The organism is Brevibacterium sp. Lmc1 (assembly GCF_057654315.1).
Window position 1 is genome coordinate 52,470 of sequence record NZ_CM172803.1, and the last position, 10,377, is coordinate 62,846.

General features: G+C 65.4%; 7 protein-coding genes and 1 tRNA gene. 1 reads left to right on the plus strand and 7 read right to left on the minus strand.

Annotated features, from left to right (window positions below; translation table 11 throughout):
* Positions 1–30: 30 nt before the first annotated feature.
* The 7 genes from pknB to AC239G_RS00270 form a co-directional block, all read right to left on the minus strand.
* Positions 31–1,920, minus strand: a complete 1,890-nt coding sequence (gene pknB / locus AC239G_RS00240) for a Stk1 family PASTA domain-containing Ser/Thr kinase (RefSeq protein ID WP_487489537.1) — start codon at positions 1,918–1,920, stop codon at positions 31–33.
* A gap of 117 nt (positions 1,921–2,037) precedes the next feature.
* Positions 2,038–3,867, minus strand: a complete 1,830-nt coding sequence (locus AC239G_RS00245; RefSeq protein WP_487489538.1) for a protein kinase domain-containing protein — start codon at positions 3,865–3,867, stop codon at positions 2,038–2,040.
* Positions 3,864–5,333, minus strand: coding sequence for a peptidoglycan D,D-transpeptidase FtsI family protein (locus AC239G_RS00250; RefSeq protein ID WP_139909578.1), 1,470 nt, complete (start codon positions 5,331–5,333; stop codon positions 3,864–3,866). Before AC239G_RS00250 ends, AC239G_RS00245 begins: the two co-directional genes overlap by 4 nt.
* Complete coding sequence (locus AC239G_RS00255) at positions 5,330–6,922, minus strand: FtsW/RodA/SpoVE family cell cycle protein (RefSeq protein ID WP_487489539.1); 1,593 nt, start codon at positions 6,920–6,922, stop codon at positions 5,330–5,332. The genes AC239G_RS00250 and AC239G_RS00255 overlap by 4 nt, the downstream gene beginning before the upstream one ends.
* The gene (locus AC239G_RS00260) at positions 6,922–8,346 is read right to left on the minus strand and encodes a PP2C family protein-serine/threonine phosphatase (protein ID WP_487489540.1); all 1,425 of its coding nucleotides are present in this window, start codon (positions 8,344–8,346) and stop codon (positions 6,922–6,924) included. Before AC239G_RS00260 ends, AC239G_RS00255 begins: the two co-directional genes overlap by 1 nt.
* Positions 8,343–8,852, minus strand: a complete 510-nt coding sequence (locus AC239G_RS00265; protein ID WP_172173079.1) for an FHA domain-containing protein FhaB/FipA — start codon at positions 8,850–8,852, stop codon at positions 8,343–8,345. Before AC239G_RS00265 ends, AC239G_RS00260 begins: the two co-directional genes overlap by 4 nt.
* The gene (locus tag AC239G_RS00270) at positions 8,849–9,715 is read right to left on the minus strand and encodes a DUF3662 and FHA domain-containing protein (RefSeq protein WP_376905173.1); all 867 of its coding nucleotides are present in this window, start codon (positions 9,713–9,715) and stop codon (positions 8,849–8,851) included. Before AC239G_RS00270 ends, AC239G_RS00265 begins: the two co-directional genes overlap by 4 nt.
* 547 nt (positions 9,716–10,262) lie before the next feature.
* Here AC239G_RS00270 and AC239G_RS00275 point away from each other — a divergent pair.
* A tRNA-Leu gene (locus tag AC239G_RS00275) sits at positions 10,263–10,346 on the plus strand.
* The last annotated feature ends 31 nt before the right edge of the window (positions 10,347–10,377 follow it).

Genomic DNA, 10,377 nt, shown 5'->3' on the forward strand with positions numbered 1-10,377 from the left:
TGACTGACCCGGCCGCTGTGCGCTGCGAACTCAGTTGCCGATGATGCCTTCGGACCAGTTGTCGAAGAGCCCTCCGCCCATCGAATCTTTGTCCTTCTTGTCCTTGTCCTGATCGCCTTCGTCTCCGTTGTCTCCGCCGTCGTCGCCGGGAGCGGTCGGGATTCCACCGGGGACCGACGGGATCGACGGCGACGGCTCCGGCGGCTTCTTGGCCACCTTCACGGTGATCTCCGAGCCCTGCTTGACCTCGCTTCCGCCGGTCGCTGACTGTTCGAAGACCTTCTTCTCATCGTGTTCGTCGGTCTCGACCTCTTCGGTCTTGCACGTGAGCTGGTACTCATCACCCTCGAGGGTCTTGCACGCCTCCTCGGCGGTCTGACCCGTGACGTCGGGGACCTCGACCATGCCCGAGGAGACGACGAGATCGACATTCGAATCGACGTCGACTTCCTGACCGTCACCGGGTTTGGTCTCGATGACGACGCCTTTCTCCACATCCGGGGAATTCTGGGAGATATGGGTGCCGGCCTGCAGCTTCGCGTCGTTGATGATCTTCCGCGCCTGCTCTTCGGTCTTGCCGGAGACGTCGGGGACCTTCACTGACTCGGGGCCCGAGGAGATGATCAGCTTGACGACGCTGTCCTTCTCCACGGTTTGACCCCCGGGAGGATCGGTCTCGATCGCCTTGCCCTCATCGACTTCGGCGCTGTACTTCTCGTCGCGGTCGACTCGCAGGCCCTGTTGGATGAGCGCGGATTCGGCCTCATCGGCGTCCATGTTCGCCACATCCGTGACCTGGACCTCGATGACCTCAGGCGGCTTGTTGATTTCGTACACCCACAGGGCCACGGCGGCCAGGGCGAGGAGGACGAAGATGCTACCGATCCAGACCCAGGCGCGGGAGCGCTTCTGCGGCGGACGTTCCTCCTGATTGGTCATGATCGCCGATACGGGCCCGGTTTCGGGAGTGGGCTCAGCCTCGTTGGCATGAGCCATCGGAGCGGTCATGGGCGGGGCCATCATCGGATACGCCTGCGTGGCCTCGACATCGTCCTCGAAGCTCATGGGACGGCCGTCGCGGGCGGCGAGCACGTCCTCGCGGAAGGTGTAGGCGTCCTGGTAGCGGGCGTCGCGGTCCTTGAGCAGAGCGTGGAGAAGGAGCCGGTCGACGGCCGGTGGGATGTTCGAGTTATAGAAGCTCGGCGGCTGCGGAGTCTCTCCCACGTGCTGGTACGCCACGGCCAGCTGGGAATCGCCGACGAACGGGGGACGACCGGCCAGCAGCTCGTAGAGCAGGCAGGCGGTCGAGTACAGGTCGGAACGGGCGTCGACGACTTCGCCGCGGGCCTGCTCCGGGGAGAGGTACTGGGCGGTGCCCACCACCGACTGGGTCTGCGTCAGTCCCGAATTGTCCTTGAGCGCCCGGGCGATGCCGAAGTCCATGACCTTGATGTCGCCCTCAGGAGTGAGCATGACGTTCGCGGGTTTGATGTCCCGGTGGACGATGCCGTTGCGGTGGGAGTATTCGAGCGGAGCCAGGACTCCAGCGATGACGTTGAGGGCCTCGTCGACGGTGAGTGTGCCGTGCTCGTTGAGGACTTCGCGCAGGGTCTGGCCCTCGACGTATTCCATGACGATGAACGGAACGGACACGGAGGAGCCGCCGGATTCGACGAATTCCTCTTCACCCGAATCGTAGACGGAGACGATTCCGGGATGGTTGAGACCGGCCGCGGACTGGGCCTCGCGCTTGAGGCGGGTGTGGAACGACGGATCGCGGGCGAGATCGGAGCGCAGAAGTTTGATGGCCACGCGACGGCCGAGACGGTTGTCGACGCCCTCATGCACTTCTGCCATGCCCCCACGGCCGAGGAGCGCACGAACTTCGTAACGCCCCGACAGCACCTTGGGTTCACTCATGTATGTCCTCCGCTTGTCTCACCCGAGCTTCAGGCTTCATTCTCACCTGAACCGGGTCGAGTTTCAGTATCTCAAACTCTTCGCTTCTCGTAATCGCTGCTCTGTATCGATCACTGTCTAGTCATTGCCGTTGTTTCCGTTCTGGTTGCCGCCGGCCTCCGAGCTGCTCGCCGAGCCGGAATTGCTGCCCGCTCCGTTATTGCCGCTGTTCGGGTTGGAGCCGCCGGAGGTGTCGGCCGAATCGCCGGAGCTCGAGGTATCCGACTCGCCTGACGTGTCCGTCGACGATGAGGAGTCCGATTCGCTCGAGGTCTCGGAGTCCGACGACGAACTCGACGAGCTCGAGGAGTCCTGATCGGAGGACGAGCCGTTGTCACCGGAGTTCGAACCCTGATCCTGCGAATCGGATGAGGAACCGGAATCCGAGCTCGACTCCGAGTCATTGCCCAGCCCCGAATCGGATCCGGAGTCCGAGGCCGGCTCTTCGGGCTGCTCGGCGGGACCGGCGGAGATGTAGAGGGTCACGGTGTCACCCTCTTCGAAGGTGTAACCGTTGTCGCCCTCGCCGACGTCCGCGACGGTTCCAGCCGCCCGATCCGAGTTGATGTCGGTCGTCTCGACCTCGAGTCCCTTGTTCTCGAGGTTCTGCGTCGCCGAGGATTCCGTGAGTCCGATGTAATCGTTCTTATCGATCTCGATCGTCTTCGCCGCCTCCGAGGTGGGCGCCGAGGTCGATGGCTCCGGTTCGGGTTCGGCATTGCCTCCGCCGAGGAAGAACCACAGCAGGGAACCGACCGCGATGAGGGCGATGATCGCAAGGATCCAGATGAGGACCCGGCCCTTGTTCGACTGCTTGTCCTTCTCCAGATCCTGATTCTGCGGATCGTTGGGATCGATCTGTCCCGTATTCGCCGCAGCTGCTCCGGCACCGGCGGCACCGGCGGCACCGGCGCCGACGATTCCGGCGGCGGCACCGTTCGGGTACACCTGGGTCGCATCGTTCGAGGAGGTGACGGGCAGGGTCTTCGTCGTGGCTGCCGGCTCCGGGTTGTTGAAGACCTGGGTCAGAGCTTCGGACGCCGCGGCTCCGTGGCGCATCTGCGGCACGAGCTCCTCGGCCCCGGCGATGTCCCCGGCCGAGAGCGCCTCGGCGGCCTTAGCGACCTTGAACGCGTCCGAGGGACGGCGTTCGGGCTTCTTCTCCAGCAGGCAGTCGACGAAGCGGCGCAGCGGTTCGGAGACCGTGTCCGGCAGCGGCGGATGCTGCTGATTGACCTGGGCGATGGCGATGGCCACCTGCGAGTCTCCGGTGAAGGGACGCTGACCGGCCAGGGCCTCATAGGCGATGATGCCCAGTGCATAGAGGTCGGAACCAGGTCCCGAACCCTTTCCGGTGGCCTGTTCGGGGGCGAGGTACTGGGCGGTGCCCATGACCTGCCCGGTCTTCGTCAGCGGTGCCTGATCGGTGACTCGGGCGATGCCGAAGTCCGTGATCTTGACCCGGAAGTCCGGGGTCATGAGGATGTTGCCGGGCTTGATGTCACGGTGGATGACGCCCACCTTGTGTGCGGCACCGAGGGCCTGAGCGGCCTGCGTGACGATGGAGAGCGTATCGGTCTCGGACAGGGGAGCACTGCGCTCGATGATGGCCGACAGAGCCTCACCGGGCACGTATTCCATGACGAGGTAGGGCGAACCCTGCTCGTCACCGTAGTCGTAGACGCCGGCTATTCCCGGGTCGGAGACTCGGCCCATGTTCTGGGCTTCGGCACGGAACCGGGCGAGGAAGGTCGATTCGGAGAGGTACTCGTCCTTGAGGATCTTCGCCGCGACCTCGCGGCCGAGCACGGAGTCCACACCCTTCCAGACCTCGCCCATGCCGCCGACGGCGATGCGGGAGGTGAGTTTGTAACGGTTGCCCAACAGGGTGCCTTCGACGGGTCTCATTTCTCGACCACCGCTTCCATCATGTTCTTCGCGATCGGTCCTGCGACCGTCGCACCATAAGCTTCATTGCCCGCGTTTCCACCGTTCTCGACTACGACCGCGACCGCGACCTGAGGGTCGTCGGCGGGGGCGAAGGAGATGAACCAGGCATGGGGTGCCGCGCCCTTGGCGTGCTGGGCGGTGCCGGTCTTCGCTGCGACCTTCGTATCGCCCATCTTCGCCACCGAGGCGGTGCCGTTCTCGACCACACCGGTCATCATGTCGGTGAGCTTGTCGGCCGTATCTCCGGACACGGGTCGGGACATCTGGCTCGGGCGGGTCTCGGAGATCGGCTCGAGGGTGTTCGCGTTGAGCACCCTGTCGACGAGCTGGGGCTTCATCATCTTCCCGCCGTTGGCGATTCCCGCGGTCATCATCGCCATCTGCAGCGGAGTCGACCTGACTTCGTACTGACCGAGCGAGGACTGAGCCAGCTGCGGCGGATTGAGGTCGGACGGGAACGAGGACGGGGTGACATTGAGAGGGATCTCGAGATCCTCGCCGAAGCCGAACTTCTCGGCCTGCTTCGCGATTGCGTCTTCTCCGAGATCCATTCCCAAGGAGGCGAATGAGGTGTTGCAGGATTCGGCCAGCGAATCGGCCAGGGTCGGCTTGCCCCCGTTGCGGCAGGCACCGGGATGCGAGTTGCCGATCGTCGCCGTCGTCTGCGGCAGATCGAGCGTGGCGGGTCCGTTGAGCTGGGAATCGGGCTCGTAGTCGCCGGATTCCAGGGCGGCCGCGGCGACGAGGACCTTGAACGTCGAGCCGGGCGGGTACAGGTTGCCGCCGATAGCGCGGTTGTAGGCGGGCTTTCCGTCGGCGGCTTCGAGGTTCTTGAAGGCTTGGCTGGCTTCGGTCGAGTCGTGGCTGGCCAGAGCATTGGGGTCCCAGCCCGGGGTCGAGGCCATGGCCAGGATCTTCCCGGTCTTCGGGTCGAGAGCCACGGCGGCGCCGTTCTGGTTGCCCAGACCGTCCCACGCAGCCTGCTGCACCTTCGGGTCGATCGTCAGCTCGACGGCGGCGCCGCGCGGCTGCTCACCGGTGAAGAAGCTGCCGACCTTGTCATAGAACAGGGCGTCGGAATCGCCGGAGAGGTAATCGCCGGAGGCGCGCTCCATCCCCGAGGCGCCGGACACGACGGAATAGTAGCCGGTCAGCGAGGCGTAGGCGCGCGGATCGAGGTTGTCCGAACCGTATTTGCGCTGGTACTTGTACTTGTCGTCGACGGGTTCCGAATAGGCGATCGGTGTGCCGTCGACGAGGATCGGACCGCGATCACGAGCCAGTTGGTCGAGAATCCGCCGGTTGTTCAGCGGATTGTTGTTCAGCGAATCCGCAGTTACGTACTGCACCCAGCTCGTCGACCCGAACAGGAGCGCGAACATGACGAATCCGACGACGGCGATATGCGTCAATGGCTTCTTCATCGTTCACCTCCGGTGGGTCGTTGGTCGGTGGCATCGGTGTCGTTCGGTGCCTGGCCGCGGGGCCGTGCGCCCGCGGGTGGCAGATTCGTGGTCGGGGCTTCGTCGTCGAACACGCGGGAATCCGCCGGCGGCAGGTTCGTCGTGGGGGCATCCTCGTCGACGGTGCGCGCCGAGGCGGCCGTGTCGTTGGCGTGAGCACCCGCGGGAACTGGTTCGGGATCCTCGGTGATTCTGAGCACTCCGGTGTGGAATTCCTCCACGGGGCGCCTGGCATTGTCCGAGATCCGCAGCAGCAGGCCGATGATCATCCAGTTCGCGATGAGCGAGGAGCCGCCCTGTGCGAGGAACGGCGTGGTCAGACCCGTCAGCGGGATGAGGCGCGTGACGCCGCCGACGACGACGAAGACCTGCAGGGCGATCGTGAACGACAGGCCCGTGGCCAGCAGAGTGCCGAAGCCGTCACGCAGCTGCTGAGCGGTGCGGATTCCGCGCTGGAAGATGAAGAGGTAGCACAGCAGGATGACGAAGAGTCCGGCCAGGCCGATCTCCTCTCCGAAGCTGGCGTAGATGAAGTCGGATTCGGCGTAGGGGACCATATTCGGTCGGCCTTCACCGAAGCCGGTGCCGATGAGTCCGCCGTTGGACATGCCGAACAGACCCTGGACGAGCTGATACGAGCCGCCGAACTCCTTGTTGTACTCCTCGGGCGTCAGCGCATTGAGCCAACCGGACACACGCTGTCCCACGTGGGAGAAGAGGAAGTTCGCTGCAACTGCACCGACTGCGAAGAAGCCGAGGCCGAGGATGATCCACGAGACCTTCGAGGTGGCCACGTAGAGCATGGCGACGAAGAGGCCGAAGAAGAGCAGCGAGGTGCCGAGGTCGCGTTCGAAGACAAGGATGCCGACGCTGGCAACCCAGGCGATGACGATCGGGCCGAAGTCGCGGAGTCGGGGGAACCGGATGCCGAGGATCTTCGGTCCGGCGGCGACGAGCTGGTCCTTGTAGCTCACGAGGTAGCCCGCGAAGAAGATGGCAAGCAGGATCTTCGCGATCTCGCCGGGCTGGAAGGACATCGAACCGAACCCGATCCAGATACGCGCACCATTGATGGTCTTACCGAGGCCGGGGATGAGCGGCAACAGGAGGAAGGCCAGGGCGGCAAAGCCCGAGACATAGGTGTAGCGGCGCAGCCAGCGGTGGTCGCGGACAATGAAGATCACGGCGATGGCCAGACCCACGCCGAGTGTCATCCACACCAGCTGGGTCATACCTGAACCGAGGTATTCCTTGCGGCCGAGGTCGACGCGGTAGATCATGGCCAGGCCGAGGCCGTTGAGCAGCACCGCGATCGGCACGAGCACGGGATCGGCGTATTTCGCCTTGATCCACACGATGATGTGGAGGATGACGCCGAGGGCCGCCAGCCACGCGGCATATCCGTAGACATTGGCCGGGATGGTGTCTTCGACGCCGAGGCCGACCAGGGCGTAGGCACTGGTGGCGACGGCAATAGCCAGGATCAGGAGACCGAGCTCGGCCAACCGGTAGGTTCTGGGGCGCGCGGTCTGCGAGGGAGCCTGGTTCATCACTGCGACTCCCGGGTAATCGCGTCACTGGGGTCGGCAGACTTCGAATCCGGAGGTGAGGGGGCCGGGTCGCTCGGACTCGTCGAGTCCTCGACATCGCCGGACATGCCGGAGGAGCGATCGGATTCCTTGCGCAGATTGTCGATGATGCGATCGGCCTCATCGCGTGACCCGGCGGGAATCGATCCACGCAGACGGTCCTGGGAGTAGCTGTTGAGGCTGCCGACCTCGATGTCCGTGGTGTCGACGAGGCGGCTGAGTTCGATGGGCCCGAGCGTCGTGTCGAGACCGCGGTAGAGGGAGACCTTGCCGTCGTCGTCGGCGACATAGTACTGGTGGCTGACGTAGTTAAAGGCGAAGAATCCGCCGACGGCCAGCGCGACGATCACGATGGCGGTGATGATCCATCCGAGATAGGACCTTTTCTCGACCTCATCGTCGAGGTCGGCCTCCTCGTCTGCCGCGGTGTTCGTCCGCAGCTGCTGAGTGGTTCCGTCCTGAGCTTCGACGTCCTCGCCGTCCACGGCCTGGATCGGGGCGGTGTCGGCGGACACGTCATCCTCGGCGAAGGTCGCATGGGCTTCGGTGTCCACGGCCGCCTCGGCATCAGGGTTCGCACCGATCGCGGCGTAGCGGGGGTTGAGGTGGACGGAGCCGACGGACACGCCTTCGGTGGTCTCGACTTCGCCTTCGAGGACATCGCCGACGACGACGGTGACGTTGTCGGCTCCGCCGCCGGCCAGGGCCAGGTCGATGAGCTGACGGCAGGCCTCGTCGGGGTCGGCCACCTCTTTGAGCACGCGGGTGATGTCGTCGATATCGGCGAATCCGGTCAGACCGTCCGAGCACAGCATCCAACGGTCGCCGACCTGGGCCTCACGCAGGGACAGATCGAGGTCTGGGGAGGCCCCGACGTCGCCGAGGACCTTCATCACGACCGAGCGCTGCGGGTGGGTCTCGGCCTCCTCAGCGGTGATCCGGCCCTCATCCACGAGCATCTGCACGAACGTGTGGTCGTGGGTGATCGGCTGGAGTCTGTCGTCGCGGAGCACATAGCCGCGGGAGTCGCCGATATGGGCGAGAGCGAAGCGATTGCCGGGGGCGCGCAGCACGGCGGTGACGGTGGTGCCCATCCCGGCGAGTTCGGGCTGTTCGCCGACGCCGCGGCAGATGCGGTCATTGGCCTCGAGGATCGAGGTCCGCAGGATTTCGAGGGCGTCCTCGCCTCCGGGCTCGTGATCGAGTTCGGCCAAGCGGGACACGGTGATCGCCGAGGCGACGTCTCCGCCGGCGTGACCGCCCATTCCGTCGGCGATGAGCAGGAAATTGGGTCCCGCGTAGCCGGAGTCCTGGTTGTTCTTACGAACCAGCCCGGTATGAGACCGGGCTGCCGAACGGAGAGTGATGGTACCGCCGGTCGTCACGATTGGGTCTCCAGGGTCGTATGTCCGATGGTGATCCGGGTGCCGATGGCCAACTGGATGGGCCCGGTCATGCGCGTGCCGTCGACGATGGTGCCGTTCGTCGACCCGAGGTCTTCGAGCATCCAGGCTCCGTTCTTCGCCGAGATCCGCGCGTGATGGCTGGAAGCGAAGTCGTCATTGATGATGATCGTGTTGTCGGGGGCTCGGCCGAAGGTCACTGGCGCTCCCGAGAGCATCAGCGTCTGCCCGGCCAAGGGGCCGTCGGTGATGCGGATGGTGCCCGGATGGGCGTGGGCGACCGGGGCGGCCGCCGGACGAGGTGCGGGAGCCGGACGCGACGGTGGCGGCGGGGCGGACTTGGAGCCGCCTCGGCGAGCTTTCTTTCCGGCCCGGGCCTTCCGGGGGCCGAAGATGTCGCGGCGGAGGACTCCGGCGACTCCGAGGACGAAGAGCCAGAGGATGACGAAGAATGCCAACCGGAAGACGGTGACGGTGAATTCGCTCACTGGGCATCCCGCTCGTTGTAGTGGACCTCGGCCTCTCCGGCGAGGAGGACATCGCCGTCGGACAGGGTCGCCGATGTCAGTTTGCGTCCGTGCAGAAGCGTGCCGTTCGTCGAACCGAGGTCATTGGCCACGGCACGGTCGCCCTCGACGACGATCTCGAAGTGACGTCGTGAGACGCCGGGATCGTCGATGACGAAGTCCGAACTCGACGAGGATCGGCCGAAGGTGTTCGTGCCCTGACGCAGCATCTGCGTGCGACCGTCGATGGTGACGCTGGCTTCGATGGAGCGCGCCGGTGCCGGTGCGGGCCGGGCGGCAGGGTTCGGTCGCGAGGTCGCGGCGGGGGTCGGAGCCGAACGGGCAGGTTCGGGGGTGCGGCGCGGGGTCGCGGGCCGGGGGCCGGAGTTCGGGGACTCGCCGACGATCGGATTCGCCCGTGAGATCGGGTCGTAGCCGCCGCGGTTGGCCGGCTGAGCGGCGGGGGATCCGTCGGGGCGCTGAGTCGAGGACACGACGCGGTACATTCCCGTGTCGAGGTCGTCGGCGAGAGCGAATTCGACGGAGACGGGACCGACGAAGCTGTAGGCCTGTTCGACGGCGTGGTCGCCGACGACTTGGCGCAGATCGGAGCGCAGTTCGGACTCGAGGCCGGAGAGTCGGTCGTGGTCGGTCTGCGAGAGCTCGATGACGTAGTGGTTGGCCGTCAGAGTGCGACCGCGGGAGACCACGGCGGCTTTGTTGTCGGCCTCACGGCGCAGGGCTCCGGCGAGCTCGACGGGTTCGACCTGGGATCTGAAAGCCTTGGCGAAGGCGCCGTTGACGACGTTCTCCAGCCCCTTCTCGAAGCGATCGAGTAACCCCATGGCACCTCCTCATCAGGTGTTGCCGTTGCCGGACGAACTCTTCGCCTAGCGTCTTTGAGTGCTCTGACCAGGTGGTCCTGATCACGTGCACTCTGGGCACATCAACACCCAATCCTAACGCGGTGACGCTCTCAACTCACGTCACGCGTGTTCGCGGGGCGAAGCTGTGCCGGGATTCCCTGCGCGCGTCCAGGGAAGATCGAGGCAGTGCACGCGGTGCCGGTGGGCCCGTGCGGGGGGCGAGCGTGCGTGGCCGCGCGGGGTGAGTGCGGGGCGAGCGGGTGGGGCCGTGTGGGGCGAGAGCGGGCGCTGGGAAGGCTGAGGACGTGGGGCTGCGAGGGTCGAGGGCGTATGGCTGCAAAGGGCGAAGATGAGTGGCCGCGTGGAATGCGCGATGAGTGACCGTGCGGAATGGACGTGGTCCGCGCGGGCGACACAGCGTGAGTGACCGCGCGGGGCGAAAATGTGAAGGTGGACACGTTTGCCTCGATTCGGCTTCCTCGGTTTTCAGTTTCGCCGCCTCCGATGCTAGAGTTTTACCTTGTTCGCGCGAGTGGCGGAATTGGTAGACGCGCTGGCTTCAGGTGCCAGTGGCCGCAAGGTCGTGGGGGTTCAAGTCCCCCCTCGCGCACAGCGAACGAGAAGCCCCTCACCGGGTCCCG

Excerpts from the sequence above, each read along its gene's own strand:
- AC239G_RS00255 (WP_487489539.1), bottom strand. The coding sequence starts at position 6,922 with ATGAACCAGGCTCCCTCGCAGACCGCGCGCCCCAGAACCTACCGGTTG.
- pknB (WP_487489537.1), bottom strand. The coding sequence starts at position 1,920 with ATGAGTGAACCCAAGGTGCTGTCGGGGCGTTACGAAGTTCGTGCGCTC.
- AC239G_RS00250 (WP_139909578.1), bottom strand. The coding sequence starts at position 5,333 with ATGAAGAAGCCATTGACGCATATCGCCGTCGTCGGATTCGTCATGTTC.
- AC239G_RS00270 (WP_376905173.1), bottom strand. The coding sequence starts at position 9,715 with ATGGGGTTACTCGATCGCTTCGAGAAGGGGCTGGAGAACGTCGTCAAC.
- AC239G_RS00245 (WP_487489538.1), bottom strand. The coding sequence starts at position 3,867 with ATGAGACCCGTCGAAGGCACCCTGTTGGGCAACCGTTACAAACTCACC.